Source organism: Halomonas sp. ML-15 (assembly GCF_014779595.1).
GTDB lineage: Bacteria > Pseudomonadota > Gammaproteobacteria > Pseudomonadales > Halomonadaceae > Franzmannia.
Genome location: NZ_JACXZT010000001.1, coordinates 20,093 through 41,251, shown reverse-complemented (window position 1 = coordinate 41,251; position 21,159 = coordinate 20,093). Strand labels below are relative to the sequence as shown.

Annotated in this window: 19 protein-coding genes; 9 read left to right on the top strand and 10 right to left on the bottom strand. The window is 63.8% G+C overall.

The genetic code is table 11. From position 1 onward, the window contains the following. Nucleotides 1-97 precede the first annotated feature (97 nt). Nucleotides 98-2,008 carry a propionyl-CoA synthetase gene (locus tag IEI94_RS00170; protein ID WP_191164408.1) on the bottom strand — a complete coding sequence of 637 codons (1,911 nt, stop codon included), beginning with the start codon at nucleotides 2,006-2,008 and terminating at the stop codon, nucleotides 98-100. A gap of 285 nt (nucleotides 2,009-2,293) precedes the next feature. Here IEI94_RS00170 and IEI94_RS00165 point away from each other — a divergent pair, with 285 nt between their 5' ends. Next, entirely contained in the window at nucleotides 2,294-2,608 is a 315-nt protein-coding gene (locus tag IEI94_RS00165; RefSeq protein WP_191164406.1) for an ArsR/SmtB family transcription factor, read from the top strand. 10 nt (nucleotides 2,609-2,618) lie between these two features. Here the strand turns inward: IEI94_RS00165 and sohB are convergent, their stop codons facing one another. After that, nucleotides 2,619-3,686 carry a protease SohB gene (gene sohB, locus IEI94_RS00160; protein ID WP_191164925.1) on the bottom strand — a complete coding sequence of 356 codons (1,068 nt, stop codon included), beginning with the start codon at nucleotides 3,684-3,686 and terminating at the stop codon, nucleotides 2,619-2,621. Nucleotides 3,687-3,821: 135 nt separating this feature from the next. Here sohB and IEI94_RS00155 point away from each other — a divergent pair, with 135 nt between their 5' ends. Then, a complete protein-coding gene (locus IEI94_RS00155; RefSeq protein ID WP_191164404.1) occupies nucleotides 3,822-4,133 on the top strand; it encodes an SCP2 sterol-binding domain-containing protein in 312 nt (103 codons plus the stop codon). 22 nt (nucleotides 4,134-4,155) lie between these two features. On the opposite strand, the gene nudC is transcribed toward IEI94_RS00155, so the two are convergent. Genes nudC through IEI94_RS00135 form a run of 4 tightly spaced genes read right to left on the bottom strand, consistent with a single transcriptional unit; the run spans nucleotide 4,156 to nucleotide 6,910 of the window. Beyond that, nucleotides 4,156-4,938 (bottom strand): NAD(+) diphosphatase, encoded by a 783-nt coding sequence (gene nudC / locus IEI94_RS00150; protein WP_191164402.1) that lies wholly within the window; start codon nucleotides 4,936-4,938, stop codon nucleotides 4,156-4,158. Next, a complete protein-coding gene (gene dnaQ / locus IEI94_RS00145; protein ID WP_191164400.1) occupies nucleotides 4,938-5,702 on the bottom strand; it encodes a DNA polymerase III subunit epsilon in 765 nt (254 codons plus the stop codon). The genes nudC and dnaQ overlap by 1 nt, the downstream gene beginning before the upstream one ends. Before the next feature lie 31 nt (nucleotides 5,703-5,733). Then, on the bottom strand, nucleotides 5,734-6,183 hold the full coding sequence (gene rnhA, locus IEI94_RS00140) for a ribonuclease HI (RefSeq protein ID WP_191164398.1): 450 nt from the start codon (nucleotides 6,181-6,183) through the stop codon (nucleotides 5,734-5,736). After that, nucleotides 6,176-6,910 (bottom strand): methyltransferase domain-containing protein, encoded by a 735-nt coding sequence (locus IEI94_RS00135; RefSeq protein ID WP_318153328.1) that lies wholly within the window; start codon nucleotides 6,908-6,910, stop codon nucleotides 6,176-6,178. Before IEI94_RS00135 ends, rnhA begins: the two co-directional genes overlap by 8 nt. Nucleotides 6,911-7,105: 195 nt before the next feature. Between IEI94_RS00135 and gloB the strand changes: the two genes are divergently transcribed. The 6 genes from gloB (at nucleotide 7,106) to IEI94_RS00105 (ending at nucleotide 15,006) form a co-directional block, all read left to right on the top strand. Next, nucleotides 7,106-7,873: a hydroxyacylglutathione hydrolase gene (gene gloB, locus IEI94_RS00130; protein ID WP_191164393.1), complete on the top strand. Its 768-nt coding sequence runs from the start codon at nucleotides 7,106-7,108 to the stop codon at nucleotides 7,871-7,873. A 43-nt stretch (nucleotides 7,874-7,916) separates the two neighbouring features. Continuing rightward, the gene (locus IEI94_RS00125; RefSeq protein WP_191164391.1) at nucleotides 7,917-9,095 is read left to right on the top strand and encodes a transglycosylase SLT domain-containing protein; all 1,179 of its coding nucleotides are present in this window, start codon (nucleotides 7,917-7,919) and stop codon (nucleotides 9,093-9,095) included. Nucleotides 9,096-9,269: 174 nt separating this feature from the next. Further along, a complete protein-coding gene (locus IEI94_RS00120) occupies nucleotides 9,270-11,225 on the top strand; it encodes an extracellular solute-binding protein (RefSeq protein ID WP_224749841.1) in 1,956 nt (651 codons plus the stop codon). A 26-nt stretch (nucleotides 11,226-11,251) separates the two neighbouring features. Further along, nucleotides 11,252-12,325, top strand: a complete 1,074-nt coding sequence (locus tag IEI94_RS00115; RefSeq protein ID WP_191164389.1) for a microcin C ABC transporter permease YejB — start codon at nucleotides 11,252-11,254, stop codon at nucleotides 12,323-12,325. Between the two features lie 4 nt (nucleotides 12,326-12,329). After that, nucleotides 12,330-13,427: an ABC transporter permease gene (locus tag IEI94_RS00110; protein WP_191164387.1), complete on the top strand. Its 1,098-nt coding sequence runs from the start codon at nucleotides 12,330-12,332 to the stop codon at nucleotides 13,425-13,427. Beyond that, nucleotides 13,417-15,006, top strand: coding sequence for an ABC transporter ATP-binding protein (locus IEI94_RS00105; protein WP_191164385.1), 1,590 nt, complete (start codon nucleotides 13,417-13,419; stop codon nucleotides 15,004-15,006). Before IEI94_RS00110 ends, IEI94_RS00105 begins: the two co-directional genes overlap by 11 nt. Here IEI94_RS00105 and IEI94_RS00100 read toward each other — a convergent pair. Continuing rightward, on the bottom strand, nucleotides 15,003-15,701 hold the full coding sequence (locus tag IEI94_RS00100; protein WP_191164383.1) for a pseudouridine synthase: 699 nt from the start codon (nucleotides 15,699-15,701) through the stop codon (nucleotides 15,003-15,005). The two genes, IEI94_RS00105 and IEI94_RS00100, sit on opposite strands and share 4 nt — an antisense overlap. Next, nucleotides 15,701-16,513, bottom strand: a complete 813-nt coding sequence (locus IEI94_RS00095) for an amidohydrolase (RefSeq protein WP_191164381.1) — start codon at nucleotides 16,511-16,513, stop codon at nucleotides 15,701-15,703. Before IEI94_RS00095 ends, IEI94_RS00100 begins: the two co-directional genes overlap by 1 nt. Before the next feature lie 90 nt (nucleotides 16,514-16,603). Between IEI94_RS00095 and rarD the strand changes: the two genes are divergently transcribed. Further along, complete coding sequence (gene rarD / locus IEI94_RS00090) at nucleotides 16,604-17,527, top strand: EamA family transporter RarD (RefSeq protein WP_191164379.1); 924 nt, start codon at nucleotides 16,604-16,606, stop codon at nucleotides 17,525-17,527. On the opposite strand, the gene IEI94_RS00085 is transcribed toward rarD, so the two are convergent. Both IEI94_RS00085 and IEI94_RS00080 read right to left on the bottom strand, forming a co-directional pair. Next, a complete protein-coding gene (locus IEI94_RS00085; protein ID WP_191164377.1) occupies nucleotides 17,435-18,589 on the bottom strand; it encodes a hypothetical protein in 1,155 nt (384 codons plus the stop codon). The genes rarD and IEI94_RS00085 overlap by 93 nt on opposite strands. A 171-nt stretch (nucleotides 18,590-18,760) precedes the next feature. Continuing rightward, nucleotides 18,761-21,148: an EAL domain-containing protein gene (locus tag IEI94_RS00080; protein WP_191164375.1), complete on the bottom strand. Its 2,388-nt coding sequence runs from the start codon at nucleotides 21,146-21,148 to the stop codon at nucleotides 18,761-18,763. Nucleotides 21,149-21,159: the final 11 nt, after the last annotated feature.

Here is a 21,159-nt window from a genome sequence, read left to right as displayed (position 1 = left end):
TTCATCGAGGGGTGAGGGAACCCTCATGGAACGGCACGACGCCACGCAGGGCGTGGCGTCGTCTATCGTGACAGTATACCGCCTGACGGCGACGCGGTCAGCCCTGCTGCGCCTGACTGGCCTGCCCCAGGTCGCGCTCGCACATCGCCGCATGCACATCGTCGAGACTGCCTGGGTCATCGATGGTGGAAGGAACCCCAAATCGCTCCCCGTCAGCCATGGTGCGCAGCAGCTTGCGCAGAATCTTGCCTGAACGGGTCTTGGGCAAGCGCGGCACCACCAGCACCTGCTGGAAGCAGGCAATCGGACCGATCTGCTCCCGCACGCGAGCGATCAAGGCCTGCTCCAGGGCCGCCTCATCGCCATCGAAGCCGTCCTTGGGGATCACCAGGCCTACCGGTACCTGCCCCTTGAGCGCATCGTGGATACCGATGACAGCGCACTCTGCCACCGCAGGGTGCGCCCCCACCACCTCCTCCATCTCGCCGGTGGAGAGCCGATGACCGGCAACATTGATGACATCGTCGGTGCGCCCCATGATGAAAAGATAACCCTCGGCGTCGAAATAACCGCCGTCGCCGGTAAGGTAGTAGCCGGGAAACGCCGCCATATAGGCGCTGTGGAAACGCCGCGGGTCTCGCCATACGCCAATCAGACAGCCGGGAGGCAGCGGTTGGCGAATCACCACAGCACCCTGCTGCCCTACTGCCGCCGGCTCTCCTTCCGGGTCGAGCACCTGGACGTCAAAGCCCGGCACCGGATAGGTCGCCGAGCCGGCCTTGGTCGGCATCGGTGTCAGCCCCTGCAGATTGGCCGCAATCGGCCAGCCGGTTTCGGTCTGCCACCAGTGATCGATCACCGGCACCTCGAGCAACCCCTCCAACCAGTGAAAGGTGGGCGGATCGAGGCGCTCACCGGCCAGAAACAGGGTGCGCAGCGAGGAGATGTCGTAGCGCTCGAGCCAGCGCCCCTCGGGATCCTCCTTCTTGATCGCGCGGAATGCGGTGGGCGCCGTGAAGAACACCTTGACCCGATACTCCTCGATCAGTCGCCAGAACGACCCGGCATCCGGCGTGCGCACCGGCTTGCCCTCGTAGACCAGGGTGGTACACCCCGCCAGCAGCGGACCGTAGACGATATAGGAGTGTCCCACCACCCAGCCGACGTCGGATGCCGAGCAGAACACCTCGCCGGGCTGCATGCCGTACACCACTTCCATGGAGTAGTGCAGCGCCACCGCATGGCCGCCATTGTCACGCACCACCCCCTTGGGCTTGCCGGTGGTCCCCGAGGTATAGAGGATATACAAGGGATCACTGGCCTTGACTGCCACGCACTCCGCCGGCGCGGCATCAGCCACCAGGGTTCGCCAGTCATGATCCCGCGCGCCCAGCTCGGCCTGCGCCATATCACGCTGCAGGATCACACAGGCATTGGGCTGATGCTTGCTGAGCCCCAGGGCCGCATCGAGAATCGGCTTGTAGGCGATCACGCGATCCACCTCCACGCCGCAGGAGGCGCTGAGCACGACCGCTGGCTCGGCGTCATCGATGCGCACCGCCAACTCATGGGGGGCGAAACCGCCGAACACCACCGAGTGCACCGCGCCCAGGCGCGCGCAGGCGTACATCGCCATCAGCGCCTCGGGCACCATCGGCATGTAGATCACCACCCGATCGCCCTTGGTCACCCCCAGCCCGGCCAGCGCACCGGCCAGCCTTGCCACCTCATCGCGCATCTCACGGTAGCTGTAGCGAGCCTTGCTGCCGGTAACCGGCGAGTCCCAGAGCAGCGCAGGCTGCTCCCCACGCCCCGCCTCGATATGGTGATCGAGGGCTGCGTGACAGGTGTTCATCTCGCCATCCACGAACCAGCGAGCGTGTCCCTGATCGTCATATTCGAGCAGCGTCGTGGGCGGAGTGAACCAGGGAATACGCTTGGCCTGCTCGCCCCAGAAATGTGCGGGCTGCTCGATGGCATGACGATAGACGGCGGAATAGCGACTCATGAAAGGCTCCAAAAGCTGACAAGCAATTGTTGACACTCTAGAAGGTCGCGGCGGGTTTTTCTCTCATACCATCGGCTATTAGGCCAAAGACACGGCAGAATTGTTGACAATAACCGTATAGATACGCTTGAAAACCTGGCCATTACAAACGACCATTGATTCAGCGTTAACTTATTGTTGGTGAAGGCCTGGCGAAGTGGTTCAAGATTTACTAAATGATTAGGTAGCGCTGATCCGGTGTCGTCCAGCCTATAACAACACTCACCCCCCTCAGGAGACACGCTTATGAGCACTCGCCACGCCACCCAGCTGCTCGATGCCGGCGACTCGACCCTCGCCAATGCCACTGGCCTGCTCAAGGCCATGGCCAATGAGAACCGACTGCGCATCTTGTGCCTTCTCGATGACAGCGAACTCTCGGTCTCGGAGCTCAACAGCAAGCTCAGCTTGAGCCAATCTGCCCTGTCGCAGCACCTGGCCATTCTGCGACGCGAAGGCATGGTCAATACCCGCCGCGCCTCACAGACGATCTACTACTCGCTTCAAGGTGACCACGCCAGGCGTATCATCGACACCCTGGCTGCGCTCTACCGCAGCTGATAACTGCGGCTCAACGGCGCAGCCAGCGGCTGGCATCCAGCGCCTCCAGGGTGCGTTCAACACCGCGCTCGATACCATGCGAGGCAGCCAGGCCGATCCGCTCGCTCAACCCCTTGCGGGTCTCGAGACTCACCTTGAGCACTCGCGCCTCAGCCATGCGGTCGAGCAGGTACGCCTCGCTGGTGCCCACCTCGTCGGCCAACCCCTTGTCCGGCGCTTCACTGCCGTACCATATCTCTCCCGTAGCCACCGCCTCGATATCGAGCTGAGGGCGTCGCTCGGAGACATACGCCTTGAACAGCGAATGGATGCCTTCCAGATCCTCGATGAACTTCTCACGCCCCTCCTCGGTATTCTCACCGAACACCGTCAGGGTGCGCTTGTAGCGGCCGGCCGTCATCACGTCGACGTCGATGTCGTGACGCTTGAGCAGCCGGTGCACGTTAGGCAGCTGGGCAACCACGCCAATCGATCCCAGCACCGCGAACGGTGCCACTCTCAGTCGCTGGGCCGTACACGCCATCATGTAGCCTCCGCTGGCGGCCACCTTGTCGACACACACCGTGGTGGCGATCCCTGCATCGCGAAGCCGATCAAGCTGCGCTGCGGCCAGTCCGTATGCGTGCACCAGACCGCCCGCCGATTCCAGCAGCACCACCACCTCATCACCCTCTTCAGCCACTGCCAGTAGCGCCGAGATCTCCTCGGCCAAACGCGGCGTCGCCGAGGCCTTGATATCGCCATGAAACTCGATAACCCACACGGTGCCTTGCAACGCCGCCTCGCCATGCTTGCGCCGCTGCTTCTCTTCTCGCCGCCACGCCTTGATCGAGCGCTTGCGCTCGCCTGGCGCTAGCCTGGCCAGCCCCAGGCGCTGTCGACGTGATCGATAGCGATCGTTGAGCACCTCGATGCGCAGCTGGCGGTGGCGATCACCTCCTGCCTCTCTGGCTCGCCCGAGCAGCGCCAATCCCGCCGCAACCAGTGCCGCCACGATACCCAGCAGTGCTAACCACTGCAGCACGAACAGCAATATGTCGCCTACACCATCACTCACAGTGCTCTCCTTATCGGCCATCATGGCTTGATAGGTTACCCTGGCAGGGGACGCCTAGCGGCCAAGACCCTTGCCTTAAACGATCGTTTTAAATACGCTTGTTATCCGCTGTCGGCCTCTCTGCAGCCGTCACTTCATTCAGCACAGGATTCAGACATGACCAACCCCATCATCGACAAACTCCAGCAGCGCTTCGACGCCGACGCCGCAGCGGGCATGGACGACGTTTTTCAGTTCCAGTTCAGCGATGCCGACGACTACTATCTGGTAGTCAAGGATGGCAGCCTGGACGTGCAGCAGGGCGAACATGACGATCCGTCGGTGACGCTGTCGATGACGACCGATACGCTCAAAGGGGTCATGAACGGCGACATCAACGGCATGACCGCCTTCATGACCGGCAAGCTCAAGGCCACCGGCAACGTGATGCTGGCCACCAAACTTACCAGCCTGTTCCCCAACCGCTGAAGCTCAGAGCCGCCGCATGGCCTCAGGCACTGCCCCTGGCTACCGCACCGAGGTGTGACTCTATCAGCGCTCGTGATATGGAGTAATGTGGCGGCAACTGCGGCAGCCGGCGCGGCGAGAACCACGCCGCGTCGGCAATCTCGTGCCCGTCGATACGGATGCGCCGGCTCGCGGCCTCGGCAAAGTAGCCGAGCATCAGCGCATGCGGGAACGGCCACGCCTGGCTGCGGTAGTAGCTGATTCGGCCGATGCTTACGCCGACCTCCTCGAACACCTCTCTACGCACCGCCTCCTCGGCAGACTCACCGGGCTCTATGAACCCAGCAAGTGTCGAATAGCGCCCCGGCGGATAGCGTGGACTACGCGCCAGCAGCATGGCATCGCCATGGGTTACCAAGGTAATGATGCACGGCGAGATACGTGGATAGTTGCGATGACCGCAGGCATCGCAGTGCATGGCGAACTCATGCGAAAGATGGCGCGACGGGCTGCCACAGCGCCCGCAAAAGCGGTGATCGCGCCACCAGTTGGCGACCTGCAGCGCCGTGGACAGCAGCGCAAACCAAGACTCCGGCAAGCGCGCTAGCCATTCGCGACCGGCAAGCCAGGCATACTGGCGGTCGAGGGACTCCCCGAGGCGCAGCGCCACCGGCACATCGTGCCAGTACCCAAGCGGCAGATCATCGTCCTGCCACGCTTGAGGCGCAAGCAGCGGACTACCGCTCTCGCCCTCCGCGACCTGGCCGTCAACCACCCATAGCAGGTAGCCGAAAGACTCGCCGCGGGGCAGCTCGCGGCGCAGCATCAGTCACGCCCCTGCGGCGCTGCCGGCCAGTTCGAGAGCGCGTCCCAGTTACACTGGCCGGCCGCTTCACGGATGCCATCGAGCTTGGCGAAATGCGCCGCCAGCTCATTATCGCTTGGCGCCACCGTGGCCAGCGGTGGGCGCTGGGATGAGAGCCGACGTATCCCCGCCGATCCACTCGCCTCACCCGACTTCCCCGTGGTGTTCGAAGCATCCAGGCTCAGGGCGGTCTGGCCACCGGTCATCGCCAGATAGACCTCGGCCAGGATCTCGGCGTCGAGCAGTGCGCCGTGAAGCACGCGATGGCCGTTGTCGATCTCATAGCGCTTGCACAGCGCGTCAAGGCTGTTGCGCTGTCCCGGGTGGAGGTCGCGCGCCATCTTGAGGGTGTCGAGGACGCTGCAGTGCGCGGCGACCGGTCCCAGCTTGGGCTCGCCGCGCTGGGCGTTGAGCATGTTCAGTTCATGGTCGATAAAGCCCACGTCGAAGGGGGCGTTATGAATCACCAGCTCCGCCCCGGCGATGAAAGCCCAGAAGGCGTCGGCCACCTCGGCAAACAGCGGCTCGTCGGCAACTCGCTCGTTGGTGATGCCGTGCACCCCTACCGCTTCGGCCTCGATGTCGCGCTGCGGATTGATGTACTGGTGGTAGGTATTGCCGGTAAAGCGGCGATTGACCATTTCGACAGCGCCGATCTCAATCAGCCGGTGCCCCTCTTTGGGGTCGATCCCCGTCGTTTCGGTATCCAGAATGATCTGACGCATGAGGTCCTCTCAGGTGGGTGTCACGCAACGCCTAATTGGCCGCGTCAATGGCCTGGTTGGCAAGCTGATCGGCACGCTCGTTGCCAGGGTGGCCACTGTGTCCCTTGACCCAGTGCCATTCGATGCGGTGGCGGTGAGTTTCCGCCAGCAGTTCGCGCCACAGCTCGGCGTTCTTGACCGGCTGCTTGGCGGCGGTCTTCCAACCGCGCTTCTGCCAACCATGAATCCACTCGGTAATCCCCTTGCGCAGGTACTCGGAGTCGGTCCACAGCGCCACTCGACACTCGCGTTTCAGCTCACGCAGGGCCATGATAGCCGCCATCAGCTCCATGCGGTTGTTGGTGGTCTTGGCCTCGTAACCGTTCAGTGCCTTTTCGTGCTCGCCGCTGATCATCAGCGCCCCCCAGCCCCCCGGGCCGGGGTTGCCGCGGCAGGCGCCGTCGGTGTAAATGGTCACACTCGGCAGTTGTGTATCACTCAAGTGGCGTTTTCCTGTTGGGCTGCCGGCCGACGCGGGTGGCGTGACCCAGCCCAGAACCCCCTAACGCCCCCTTGAACGAGAGCCGCGGACGCTGGATCTGAGCCCGCTGCGAGCGACGCCGCGCGCGGATCATGAAGGAGTCACCAAGCGGCACATTATGCCTCCGCCCAAGGGTTTCGAGCGTGGCATTGCGTGGCAGACCGCCTGGCAGATGAAAGCCGCAGTAGTCTACCCGCTCGATCTCGAAATCGACAAACGTCAGCCAGTCGCGCAGCCGCCCCGGCGTGCGCCAGTGGCCACGCCAAGGCAGTTGGTCACGGCGCCTGCGCAACAATCGTGACCAGCCCGCCACGCCCACCGGGTCCCAACCGAAGATGATCAGCTCGCCGCCATCGGCGGTTACCCGTGCGGCCTCCTGCAGCACATGATGCGGCTCCGACACCACCTCGAGCAGGTGGTGCACCACCACCAGCTGCAGCGACGCATCCGGCAGCGGCAGCGCATCGGGCAGGCACACCAGTGTTTCGGGTTGTTCGGCCAGTTCACGCGTCGGTGCCCAGCGCATCGTGTGGTGGATCGGCGACATATCGCACAACATGGGCCCCATACCCAACTCCAGGCTGTGCTGTCCGAACAGCGCTTCGCACACCGGCCCCAGGCAGGCACGCTCCGCCTGCCAGTGAGCCTGGCCGTCGGCCGAGGACCAGTAGCGGCGACCGTCACGCACCAGCCGCGCCAACAATATCGTTATATCCGAATTTGACACCGCCTGAGGTTACCTCCACAGTACCGGGTTTTGTAACGATCCTTGCGCCGAGGCAGCGCTCGATTTGCGGAATTTCTTGCACGTTTCATGACTATAACGTGGGCTGCCTGATGGGTTAAGTCAGCAATGACCGACCGCCAAAGAGGACAGTGACCAATGCTGAGCGTGACACCAATTCCGGCCCTGAGCGACAACTATATCTGGTTGATGCGCCAGGACGACTCCAACCGCGTGGCGGTGATCGATCCTGGCGATGCCGCCCCGGTGATTGAGCTTATCGAACGCGAGGCGCTAACGCTGGACGCGATACTGATCACCCACCACCATCACGACCACACCGGCGGTGTGGGAGAGCTCAAGCAGCGCTATCGCCCACATATCTATGGTCCGGACAACCCCAGCATTGACGGCATCGATACCCCGCTCAGCGACGGTGATCAGTGCAGCGTACTCGGCCGTCGCTTCGAGGTCATGACCACCCCCGGCCATACGCTGGACCACATCAGCTATTTCGCTGCCGGCATCCCGGCGCTGCTGTTCTGTGGTGACACCCTGTTCTTTGGTGGCTGCGGGCGCTTGTTCGAGGGATCTCCCGAGCAGATGCACGCCTCTTTGACACGGCTTGCCACACTGCCCGATGACACCCTGGTCTTCGCTGCCCACGAGTACACGCTTGCCAACCTGCGCTTTGCCAAGGCAGCGGATCCCGAAAACCCACACCTCGACACCGTCATCGCCCAGTGCCAGGCGCTGCGCGATCAGGATCGCCCGACGCTGCCGTCTCATCTTGGTACCGAGCGCGAGATCAATCCATTCCTGCGCAGTCATGAGACTGCCCTGCAGGCCAGCGCGGCGCATCACGGAGAAACGGATTCTCCACTGGCCACCTTCGCCACCTTGCGTGCCTGGAAAGACAATTTCTGATGCTTGCAGACGCCGTCATCAGTGCCCCCGAGGGCCTTCCATCATGACTTACCGAACGACTCGCCGCCTGGCCATAGGCCTGGCGGGAAGCTTGCTGTGCATCACCATCACCCTGAGCGCCGCCGGCGCTTCCGCTCAATATCACGTTGACGACATTCCACACGGTGTCGCGCCCACTGAACCGGCTGAGCTCAACTTCTGGCACGCCCTGGCACTCAACCCTGCCACCCCTCAGAATGCCTGGAGCCGGCTGCGGGATAGCTTCGAGTGGCAGCAAGGCCGCCATGACCCACGCGTCGAGGAGTGGATCGAACACTACCGATCCAGCCCCGAGAACATCGCCGAAATCACCGAGCGTGCGCGTCCCTGGCTACACTGGATCACCGAACAGGTCGAGGAGCGTGGACTGCCAGGTGAACTGGCGCTGATTCCCTTCGTCGAGAGCTCATTCGACCCCGCAGCCCGTAGTCACCGCGGTGCCAGTGGGCTGTGGCAGTTCATGCCCGGCACCGGCGATGCACTTGGCCTGCCTCGCAACGGCGCCTATGACGGTCGCCTCGACGTGGTCGCCTCTACCCGTGCCGCGCTGGATTACCTGGAGCAGCAGGCCGAGCAGTGGTACGAGGGCGACCTCGAGCTCTCGCTGGCGGCATACAATGCCGGTGCCGGCACGGTTAACAGCGCCCGCCGCGCTGCCGCCGCTCGCGGCGAGCCGGACGACTACTGGCACCTGCGCCTGCCGACCGAAACCATGAATTACGTGCCCAAGCTGCTGGCGATTGCCAGCATTATCGATGATCCGGAGCGGTACGCCATCGAGCTACCTGACATCGAGGACACCCCAGCGTTTGCCAAGGTCGATATCGATCAGCCAGTCGACCTGGCACAAGCCGCCGAACTCGCCAACGTCAGCCGCCAAGAGCTTGAAGCGCTCAATCCGGGGCTTCTGCAAGGCACCATATCACCCAACCATACGCCGGTGCTGCTGGTGCCCGTCGACCGCCATGACGACCTGGTTGCCGGCCTCGACAGTATCGCCCCGGGCGATGCCCCCACGGGCTGGGAACAGTACGTGGTGCGCAGCGGTGACAGCCTCTCGACGATCGCCTCGCGCTTCGGCTCCAGCGTCGCGGAGCTTCGGGAATACAATAGCCTCAACGGCGATGTGATCCGCGAAGGCCAGACACTACAGGTTCCACAGAGCACACTGGCCGCTAATTGAGCGTTGCATGATGGCAACCACGCCCCCTCCCTGCGCAAGGGTTGAAAGACGTTGGATCACGGAGAGTTGTCAAACGAGCCGGTGACTGACACCTTAGCGGTATGCTACTGCCACGGTCGGCGGCAGCGGTGCTGCCGCACCGCGCCGCCTTCTGACATGCCCAAGGATGTCTCGATGTCGATTGCCCTTCTACGTCGTCTCTCTCCGCGCCCAGGGCTGGTAGCCACTCTGTGCGTAATGACGCTGGGGCTCGGCCACCTGGCCTATGCCGAGCTGCCCGGCGCACCTGCCGATGCGCCCCCCGCTGCCGACGCATCCGCCGCGCCTCTCGAGGCCGAACCTGGCGATCTGCCCGAAGACGCTGCCGAGGCCGACCAGGTGCCTACCGTTCACGGCCTGGCCCTATACGACGATCCTGCGCTACCCGACGACTTTACGCATTTTCCCCACGTCAACCCAGATGCGCCCAAGGGCGGAAGCATGACCCGTGCCGCCGTTGGCTCGAGTTTCGACTCCACCAACCCCTTCATTATCCGCGGCACCTCGGCGATCGGCATCTCACAGATTTATGACACCCTTCTGGAATCCAATCCCAACGAGCCCTTCAGTCTCTACGGTCTGCTCGCCGAAGGCATTCGCCTCGACCCGGAACGCTACTGGATTGAGTTCGATCTACGCCGCGAGGCGCGCTTTCACGATGGCGAACCGGTCACTGCCCATGACGTGGCGTTCAGCTTCGAGCTGCTGATCGAGGAGGGCAACCCCTTCTATGGTGGCTACTACGCCGAGGTGCAGAGCGTCGAGGCCATCGACGACCATACCGTGCGCTTCGAGTTCTCCAGCAACCACTCCCGTGAGCTGCCGTTGATCGTGGGCCAGCTGCCCGTGCTGCCCAGACACTACTGGGAGAGCCGCGACTTCAGCGCCCCGACCCTCGCCCGCCACCCAGGCTCCGGCCCCTACCGAATTGGCGAGGTCCAGCCTGGACGCAGCATTACCTATGTCCGCGATGACGACTACTGGGGTCGGGATCTCCCGGTCAATCGCGGACGCTACAATATCGACCGTCTGGTCTATGACTACTACCGCGACCGCGATATCGCCTGGGAGGCCTTCAAGGCCGGGGTGATGGACTACCGCACCGACGCCCGCGCCGCCACCTGGGCCATCGGCTACGACTTTCCGGCCTACCGCGACGGCCTGGTCAAGCGGCTGACCATACCCGACGTCAACCCCTCAATGATGCAGGCGTTCGTGTTCAATCTGCGCCGCGACAAGTTCTCTGACCCGCGGGTGCGCGAGGCGCTGTCGCTGACCTTCGACTTCCCGTGGCTCAACGCCAATATCTTCTACGACACCTACAAGCGCACCGAGAGCTTCTTCCAGAACTCCGAGATGGCCGCCGAAGGCCTGCCCAGCGACGCCGAGCTCGCGCTGCTCGAACCTTACCGGGACCAGCTGCCGGCACGGCTGTTCGAAGAGCCGGTCCCCATCGAACACCCCGAGAACCTGCGCGAACGGCTACGCCTGGCCCTCGACCTGCTGCGCGAGGCCGGCTACGAGGTGGAGGATGGCGTGCTGCGCCATACCGAGACCGGCCGCCCCTTGAGCATCGAAGTGCTGCTCTACGATAGCGGCCTCGAGCGGGTCGTGCAGCCGATGCTGCGCAATATGGCGCGCCTCGGCGTGCAGTCGTCGATCCGTATCGTCGATATCAATCAGTATCTCAACCGACTGCGCAGCTTCGACTTCGACATGACCACCGCCCACTTCCCGCAGTCCAACAACCCGGGCAATGAACAGCGCGACATGTGGACCAGCGACGTTGCCGAGACGCCCCAGAGCCGTAACCTGATGGGCCTTCAGCACCCGGTGGTCGACGAGCTGGTCGAGCAGTTGATCCGCGCCGACAGCCGCGAGACGCTCAATACCCTGACCCGCGCCCTCGATCGGGTGCTGCTGTGGCAGTTCGCGATGATTCCCCACTACCATTCCGGCGAGACACGCATCGCCGTGTGGGACAAGTTCGACTGGCCGGAACCCTACCCCGAGTACGGCATGGACCTGGATGCCTGGTGGGTAGACGCCGAGCGTGAAGCCGAGATCAACCGTCGTGTGCGCCGTCGCTGACGCAACGCCTACCGGAAGGATGCCTCGTGGCTAGCTATACACTGCGCCGACTGCTACTGATGATCCCCACCCTGCTGGGGATCATGCTGCTCAATTTCATCATCGTGCAGGCCGCCCCCGGCGGCCCCATCGACCAGATGCTGGCGCGCTTCGAAGGCCTCGACAGCATGGCCAGTACGCGCCTCGATATGGGCGGCGCCGAGGTGGTGACCCGCGACGAGTCCCGCGGCGCCCGCGGTATCGACCCACGCTTTATCGAGCAGCTCGAGGCGCAGTTCGGCTTCGATCAGCCGGCCCATGTGCGTTTCGTCGGCATGCTGCGCGACTACGCCACCTTCGACTTCGGGAACAGCTTCTTCCGCGACCGACCGGTAGTGGAGCTGATGATCGAGCGCCTGCCGGTATCGGTCTCGCTGGGGCTCTGGACCACACTGCTGGTCTATCTGATCTCGATCCCGCTGGGCATTCGCAAGGCGCTGCGTCATGGCTCGCGTTTCGACGTCTGGAGCTCCGGGCTGGTGATCGTCGGCTATGCGATTCCTGGCTTCCTGTTCGCCATCCTGCTGATCGTACTGTTCGCCGGTGGCAGCTACTGGGATCTGTTCCCGCTGCGCGGCCTCACCTCACCGGACTTCGACGAGCTCTCGGCGTGGGGCAAGGTCAAGGATTACTTCTGGCATATCACCCTGCCGGTGGTGGCCATGACCATCGGCAGCTTTGCCACCCTGACCATGCTGACCAAGAACAGCTTCCTCGACGAGATCCACAAGCAGTACGTGCTGACCGCCCGAGCCAAGGGTGCCAGCGACCGGCGCGTCCTCTACGGCCACGTGTTCCGCAACGCCATGTTGATCATCATCGCCGGGCTGCCCGGCGCCCTGGTGACGATCTTCTTCACCGGTTCGCTGCTGATCGAGGTGATCTTCTCCCTCGAGGGCCTCGGGCTGCTAGGTTTCGAGGCGGTGATGCAGCGCGACTATCCGGTGATCTTCGGCACCCTCTATCTCTATACGCTGATTGGCCTGATCCTCAAGCTGATTTCCGATCTGACCTATGTATGGGTCGATCCACGCATCGATTTCGAGACCCGGGAGTCCTGAGCCAATGTCACTTCTCTCCCCCCAGTTCTCGCCCATTACCCGGCGCCGGATCGAGGTATTCCGCAACAACCGGCGCGCCCGTGTGTCGCTGTGGATCTTCATGGCGCTGTTCGTGGTCAGCCTGTTCGCCGAGCTGATCGCCAACGACAAGCCGCTGGTCATGAACTACGACGGCCAGTGGTACGTGCCGCTGCTGGTCGACTACCCGGAGACCGAATTCGGCGGCTTCCTGCCCACTCGCACCGACTACCACGACCCCTTCGTGCAGCAGCAGATCGCCGACAACGGCTGGGCATTATGGCCGCCCATTCCCTACTCCTACCAGACCCTGGATATGCAGATGATGCGGCCCTCGCCGGCTCCGCCCGACGCCCAGCACTGGCTGGGCACCGACGACCAGGGGCGCGACGTGCTGGCCAGGGTGATCTACGGCTTCCGGCTGTCGGTGGCCTTCGCCCTGGTGCTGACCGCGGGGTCGCTGGTGGCCGGCGTGGTGATCGGCGGCATCCAGGGCTACTTCGGCGGCAAGACCGACCTGATCGGGCAGCGTCTCACCGAGATCTGGTCGGGGCTGCCGGTGCTGTTCCTGCTGATCATTCTGGCCAGCTTCGTGCAGCCCGGCTTCTGGTGGCTGCTCGGCATCATGCTGCTGTTCTCGTGGCTGGGGCTGGTCGATGTGGTGCGCGCCGAGTTCCTGCGCGCGCGCAATCTGGAATACGTACGCGCCGCCAAGGCCATGGGCCTGCCCTCGCGGCTGATCATGTGGCGCCACGTGCTGCCCAACGCGATGGTCGCCACCCTGACCTTCATTCCGTTTCTGTTTACCGGCGCCATCACCACCCTGACCGCGCTCGACTTCCTCGGCTTCGGGCTGCCGCCGGGGGCGCCATCGCTGGGCGAACTGGTCGCCCAGGGCAAGAACAACCTGCACGCGCCCTGGCTGGGCATCACCGCCTTCGTCAGTCTGTCACTGATGCTGTCGCTGCTGGTGTTTATCGGCGAGGGGCTGCGCGACGCCTTCGACCCGCGACATATCCAGCACGCCAGCGGCGGCCCTCAGGCCAGCAACGCCACCACAAGGACTCAGGCCCATGCCCCATGACACCCTGCTGCGTCTCGATGAGCTGAGCATCGCCTTCGACGATGTCACCGTGGTCGACCGGCTAAGCCTGGAGATCCACCGCGGGGAGACTCTGGCACTGGTCGGCGAGTCCGGCTCGGGGAAATCGGTCAGTGCACTGGGGGCCATGAACCTGCTGCCGCCCAATGCCCGGGTCAGCGGTGGTCGCGTACTCGGCGACACCGACCTCACCCGCATGACCTCCCGCGACTGGCAGGGGCTGCGCGGCAACCGGGTCGGCTTTATCTTCCAGGAACCGACGACTTCACTCAATCCGCTGCACACCGTGGCCCGTCAGATTGGCGAGACGCTGCGCCTGCATCAGGGCCTGTCCGGTCGCGCGGCCCGGGCACGCTGCCGGGAGCTGCTCGAGCAGGTCAAGCTGCCGCGCCCCGATGAACTGCTCGACGCATGGCCCCATCAGCTCTCCGGCGGCCAGCGCCAACGAGTGATGATCGCCATGGCGATTGCCAACAATCCCGAACTGCTGATCGCCGACGAGCCGACCACCGCGCTCGATGTAACGGTCCAGCAGGAGATTCTGGCGCTGCTCGCCGAGCTGCGGGACCACCACGGCATGGGCATGCTGTTTATCACCCACGACCTCAACCTGGTGCGCCGCCATGCCGACCGGGTGTGCGTGCTATACCAGGGCCAGGAGCAGGAAACCGGCCCGGTTGCTGACGTCTTCAACCAGCCGCGCAGCGCCTATACCCGCACCCTGCTCGACGCCGAGCCCGAGGGCCGGCCGGTCTCCGCCGGCAGCCAGCCGCTGCTCAGTGCAGAACACCTCAGCGTGGCCTTTTCACGTCCCAAGCGGCTCTTTTCACGGCGCCCCCCGCCATTCGTGGCGGTGCAGCCGCTGTCGCTGCGCTTGGCCAAGGGCGAAACCCTGGGCATCGTTGGCGAATCCGGGTCGGGCAAGACCACCCTGGCCATGGCGCTGCTGCGTCTCGTCCCCAGCCAGGGCGAGGTGGTGTTCCTCGACGAACGCCTCGACCGTCTCAGCGGCAACGACCTGCGCCTCCGCCGGCGACGTTTCCAGGTGGTCTTCCAGGATCCCTACGGCTCGCTCTCGCCGCGCATGCCGGTGTCGGAGATCATCAGCGAAGGGCTGCGTTTCCACCAGCCAGAACTGAGCAACAATGAGGTCGAGCAGCGCGTCCAGGCCACCCTCAAGGAGGTCGGCCTGCCGGCGGACTGTGCGGCACGCTACCCCCATGAGTTCTCCGGTGGCCAGCGCCAGCGCATCGCCGTGGCCCGGGCGATCATCCTCGAACCCGAGATGGTGGTACTCGACGAGCCGACGTCGGCGCTCGACCGAACCGTACAGAAACAGCTGGTGGAGCTGCTGCGCGACCTGCAGGCGCGCCGCGGGCTCAGCTACCTGTTCATTAGCCATGACCTGGCGGTGGTCAGGGCCGTGGCCCACCGGGTGATGGTGCTCAAGGAGGGCGAGGTGGTCGAAGAGGGCAGCTGCGAGCAGGTCCTGGCCGCGCCACGCCACCCCTACACCCAGGCGCTGGTGGCTGCGGCGGGACTCAATGAGGCGGCGAGCTAGAAAGCCGCGATCTCTTCTCGGGTCAACTCACGCCACTCCCCTGGCGCCAGCTCACCTAGCGTGAGCGGCCCCACCGACTCGCGGTGCAACGCCTCGACGTGATTGCCGATGGCGGCGAACATGCGCTTGACCTGATGATACTTGCCCTCGTATAGCGTCAGCTCGGCGTCGCAGGAGGTGCGCATCAGCAGCTCCGCCGGCCGCGTTGGCTTGTCCTCGCCGTCGAGCAGTATGCCCTCAGCAAAGTCTCGCTGAGCCTCAACCAACGCAGCCCCTTCCAGCGGCTCGCTGAGGCTGACGCGATAGACCTTGCCGCAGCGGCGCTTGGGCGACGTCACGCGATGCGACCACTGACCGTCGTCGCTGAGCAGCACCAGACCGGTGGTATCCACGTCCAGGCGGCCCACCGTCTGCAGCCGCTCGACGTTGGGCAGCTCGATCAGATCACGCACCAGCGGATAAAGGCCCTGCCGTGCGCTGCACTCCACTCCTGCCGGTTTATTGAGCATCAGATAGCGCAGCCCCACCAGCGACAAGCGCTGGCCCAGCCAGTGTACCTCGCTGTCGGCATCGACCTGAGTCGCTGGGTTCTTGGTCACCTGGCCATCGACGCTGACCTCTTCACGGTGCAATGCCTTCTTGGCAAGGCTACGAGTCAGGTCGGTGGTGTCGGCGAGAAACTTGTCGAGGCGCATCAGCGTGGGGTCTCGTTGGTCAGAGTAAAAGAGTCGGCATCCTGCCATGCCGGGAAGGCTTGGCGAAAGTCTTTCAACGCCCCAAGGTCGAGGTGTTCGGTACGCAGGAAGGGCTGATGCGGCGGTTCGTCGATCAGCGCTTCGCCCTTGAAGTCGACCAGCATCGAGTCGCCGGCGTAGGCCAAGCCCTTGGCATCCTCACCGACACGGTTGACGCCGATCACATAGCACAGGTTTTCGATCGCTCGCGCCTGCAGCAGCGTGCGCCAGGGGTGGCGCCGTGGCGCCGGCCAATTGGCTACGCATAGCAGCGCATCGTATTCAAATCCCGCTTCACTCGGCTGTTGACGCAGCCAGACCGGAAAGCGCAGGTCATAGCAGACGCTGAGCAGCAGCCTGACACCGTTGAGCTCCACCACCACCCGCGGCTCGCCCATGGCATAGCGCTCATGCTCCCCGGCCATACGAAACAGGTGGCGCTTGTCGTAGTAGCTCAGGCTACCGTCAGGCCGCGCCCAGATCAGCCGATTGACGTACTGCCCAGCGTCGACCACCGCCACGCTGCCGGTGATCACACAGTTCCGCTGGCGCGCCTGATCGCGTAGCCAAGCCACGCTGACGCTCTCGTCCATGGGCTCGGCCATCTCACGAGAATTCATGGTGAAGCCGGTAGCGAACATCTCCGGCAAGACGATCAGATCGGTATGCCGGGCATCCAGCTCATCTAGCAGCTCTTCGAGCATGCCATGGTTGGCCGACGGCGCTTCCCAGCGCAGATCGCACTGTACCAGGGTAGTTCGCAGGGTAGACACCAGACACCTCCTCAGGGCCGCACCAGAACCGGACAAGGCTGGGGTTTTCGCGCGGCTATGGTAGATTAGCGCTTTGCTTTCGAGGTCATCATGCCACCGACGTCCCACCCTCGTCACACCCCTTTCAGTGACGCCACTCAAGGCACTCTGTTCGGGCTCGGCGCCTATACCATGTGGGGCTGTTTCCCGCTGTTCTTTGCCCTGTTCGAGGGCGTGCCCGCGTGGGAGATCCTGGCCCATCGCATCGTCTGGTCCTGCCTGTTCCTGCTCGGCCTGATCGCCATCCTGGGGCGCTTCGCCCCCGTTCGCCAGGCACTCGGCGAACCACGCCGGCTGGGCCGCGTGCTGGGCTGTGCGCTGCTCATCGCGCTCAACTGGGGGATCTACATCTACGCCGTGGAGAGCCGCCAGGTGCTACAGGCGAGTCTCGGCTACTTCCTGACACCACTGGTCAACGTAGGGCTCGGGATGCTGGTCCTGCGCGAACGTATGGCGCCCCTGCAGGGGCTGGCAGTGGGCCTCGCCTGCGTGGCGATCGTCATCCAGCTGGTCGGGCTTGGGGAACTGCCGTGGATCACCCTGCTGCTGGCGTTCTCCTTCGGCACCTATGGCCTGCTGCGCAAGCAGGTACCGCTGGATGGACTCTCGGGACTCTTCGTTGAAACGCTATTGCTGCTGCCGATGGCGCTGCTGGCGCTGGCCTGGTTGGCACATATCGATGCTACACATTTCCTTGGCGAGGCCCGTCATACTTGGCTGCTGGTCGCCAGCGGAGTGATTACCGCACTGCCGCTGCTGGCATTTGCCGGGGCGGCGAGGCGCCTGCGCCTGGCCACGCTGGGTTTTCTGATGTATATCAACCCGACCATTCAGTTCTTCATTGCCCTGCTGGTCTTCGGTGAGGCGGTTGGACCGCTACAGCTAGCAACCTTCGCACTCATCTGGATCGGCCTGGCGCTCTACTCCTGGTCGGCCTGGCAGGGGCGTGAGCGTGCCGAGACTCGCACCGCCTGACGCCACTCGCTGCTCGGTAGAAGTGTCCGAGTCACACGCCGCTGCAAGATAGTCGATCAGCGACTCCAGCGCCCGCATGGTCGGTACCACGCCCTGATAGATGGGCATCTCGACAGCGCGCTCGCCGACGGCCGACACAGACACGAAGCTTTGGCGATAGAGCACTACCGCGCTATCCTCTGAGCGATCTTCCAGCGCCTCCATGCCAGCGTCAGAGAGCCCCTCGGGATCCTCCGCCGGTAGCGTCAACAGGCAGTGATGCAGCCCCTGTTCGTTGACGCCGAAGCAGCGCCCGGAGCCAAGTACCCGCCACTGCATCATGCGCAAGCGGGTAACGCGGCGCAGCTGCTCGACCCGCGGATCCTGGGACAGCCACTGATTGGCCAGACGACCATTGATGCGCCGCCCCGGCGCTATGGCGTTGATCACCGGGTACAGAAAGCCGCGTCGCTGCACCATCCAGTCGAGTGCCGCATCAATCGGCACACCATGGTTCGGGTCGGCGATCATCTCACGTCGTGAGATGGCGTTGCGCACCGACGCAACGCGCAGTTGGCAGGCCGCTGCGATCTCCAGGGCCACCAGATAGCCAGGTGTCTCGATCGAGAGCCCGAGGCGTACCGCGAGGTCGGGCTCGCGGTGAATCAGCGGATCGAGCTTGAGCCGCAGCGCAGCCAGACCCAGCAGGTGCTGCAGGCGCCTCAGCGCCGGCTCGTCGTGAAGCTCGACCAGCGCACTGGCATACACCACAAAGCTGACGAAATCACTATACGCCGCCCAGTCACTGTCATGCTGGGGCAACCATGAACCGAGACCGACCTCGCCACAGGCGAGCCGCCGCCAGGCCAGGGCCAATTCTGGCATCTTGCTCAGCGCTTCGCGCTTCGGATTGCCCTCGCGCAGCGCCGGCACATGCAGCAGGCGCTGCAGAGAGGGGCCAGCAAATCCGCTGACTCTCTCTACATCGGCGATCAACTGTTGCGGCGCAAAGACCGTCTCGAGCGAATCACCTAGCAGCGCACTGTCGAGTGCCAAGGTGGCAGTTCTCGCGGCCTGGAACATGCTGACTCCGTTAACGATGCCCGCTGGCCAGGCCAGCGGGAAGAATATGACAAAAACACACCTGACAACTCAGGGCAGTAACAACGGGTGTCAATCAGGCCGCATCCCGTATATTTTAGTGCATCCTGAAATATCTTGTAATATTAGTTAACGGCAGAGACAACGAAAACTTTAGACGTTGCAGTAACGTGCCACGAAGATATCGAGCGGTACCGGTCGCGCGAAATAGTAGCCCTGGACCACCTTGACACCCATCGACATCAGCCAGCGTGCCTCCTCCTCGGTTTCAACCCCCTCGGCAACGATGCCCAAGCGCAGCGTTTGGCAGAACCCCACCAGTGCCGAATAGGCATCGGACGCGCGGCCATGCCGTCCCGCGGCCTGCAGCAGCTCGCGATCCAGCTTGACGCTGTTGAGAGGCAGTCGCTGCAGCAGCTGGAAGGCGGTATGACCGGTGCCGAAATCGTCCAGCGCCAGGCGCACGCCAAGATGCCGCAGACGGGCCATGGCACGCTCGATGTCACCGAGATCATGAAAAATGGCATGTTCGGTGATCTCCAGCTCGATACTCGAGGGAGATAGACCATGGGCCTCGATGCTATCCCCCAACTGCATGAGAAAGTCGTCACGCCCCAGTGTGCTCAGAGTGATGTTGACGGCCAGCACGAATCCTTCGGGGAGAGCGCCCTGCTGTGTTCCAAACCATGCCAGCCCCCGCTCCATCACCCAGCGGTCGAGGGCGTCGTTGAACCCCATCGCATCGACGATGGGCAGAAACTCGTTAGGCAGCACTTCCCCCAGACGCGGGTGGCGCCAGCGAATCAGCAGCTCTCCGCCTACCAGGCGGCCGTCCCGTGCCGCCAGCTGTGGCTGAATCATCAGGTAGAATTGATCAGTATCCGAGGCAAAAAGTTCACGCAGTGCCTCGCTGAGCTTGCGGTAGCGGCTGCCGCGCGATTCATCGTAGGGAGCCACGCGCTTGAGTGGTTGCTGCCAGCCCTCCTGGGCCAGCTGGTGCATGCCATCCTCCAGCGCCGCAAGGTAGGACGGCAAGTTCTTTAGCCTAGGCTGACACATGACCAAGCAGCCGAACCACTCCAGGCGACGGTGATCACCCTCCCCGTCCGCCAGGGTCGCCAGCAGGCCATCCAACTGCGCTTCGGGGTTGCCCTCGGCATCGGCATCGATATGGCCGACCAGGGTCAGGTCGGGATTGACATAGAGCTGCCACGCCTCGGGCAGACGCGGCCGTATCATCATCAGCTGCTCGCGCATCAATGACCAGGCAGCCTCATGTCCAAGGCGCTGACGAAAATCCTGCAGTTGAGGCGCCTTGAGCAGGAACAGCCATCCGGCGAAAACTCGCTCGGGCTTGGCCATGGCAGCCGCTTCCAGCGCCTGGCGAGTCTGCAGGCCGGTGCGGCGATCAAGCAGTAACCGCTGACGTTGCCGCAGCATGCGCCAGCGAAGCCAGAAGAGCACGCCCAGGCTCGCTATCAACAAGCCCCCCAGAGCTACCGCCAGCCACTGCATCTGGCGCGATAGAGTGGAGCGTTCGCCGATGAAACGCTCTACGTTGAGCCAGAATATATCGTCGCGCCCCGCCGCTCGCTCACGCCAGCGCGCATCGAGCTGATAGCGATAGGCACCAACCTCCTGCATCACGGGCAGCTGCTCATGCGCATGGCTGAGCAGGGTGTCGACGACCACTTGAGCGACGCGCTCGATGTCCAGTACCGCGCCGCCGGCGCATCCTAGCCTGATCTGATACGGCAGATGACAGAAGACCGCGATGCCCTGAGCCTCAAGCCTGGTCAGCCAGGCGCGTCGCTCGGCATCGATGTCACTGGCGCCCATGGTCTGCCCCTCGACCAGATAGACGCGGGTTCCCGACGGTGCCTCGCGGTAACGCTCAACCACTCGCTGGGGATTCCACTCCCACAGCACATCGACCAGCTCGACTTGCTCATCCGCCGCCACCGCATCGAGCAACGACTCGGTGAGGTTACGCCCCACGGGGGAGCCGTCCCCTAGCACCAGCAGCGGTAGCGGCGTTCCGAACAGCTCAGCCAGGAACCCCAGCGAACGACGCTCCACCGGCTGGGTGGTCACCAGGCGCACGCCTTGCTGGCTCGCGGTCTCGCGCAGGTCGCTGTCATTGATACCGGCAGCGACCACCCGCCCCGGATGGCCGAGGGCCTCGGGGGCGTCGAGATAGAAGCGCAGCGCCGCATCATCTAGCAGGATCAGATGATCGGCGGGATCCACTGCCTGGCGCCCCACCAGTCGCGAACGGTGCAGTGCGAACGCCTGAGCCTCGTCGATACGCCGCGCGTCGAGATAGTCGACACTCAACGCAGCGCCGTCATCGAAACGTCCCACCGCTGCGCCAATATGTGCTACCAGGTCATCGGTCCAGGGATTGCCCTGGTGATAGGAAGCCAGCACGTGGATGTCCTCGGCCAGCACAGGCAGGCTCATCACACCGAGCATTAGCGCCATCAGCCCCCTGGCCAAGCGTGACCCGCCCCCCGACCGCGGCGCTCCGTGCCTGTACATGCGTACCTCCT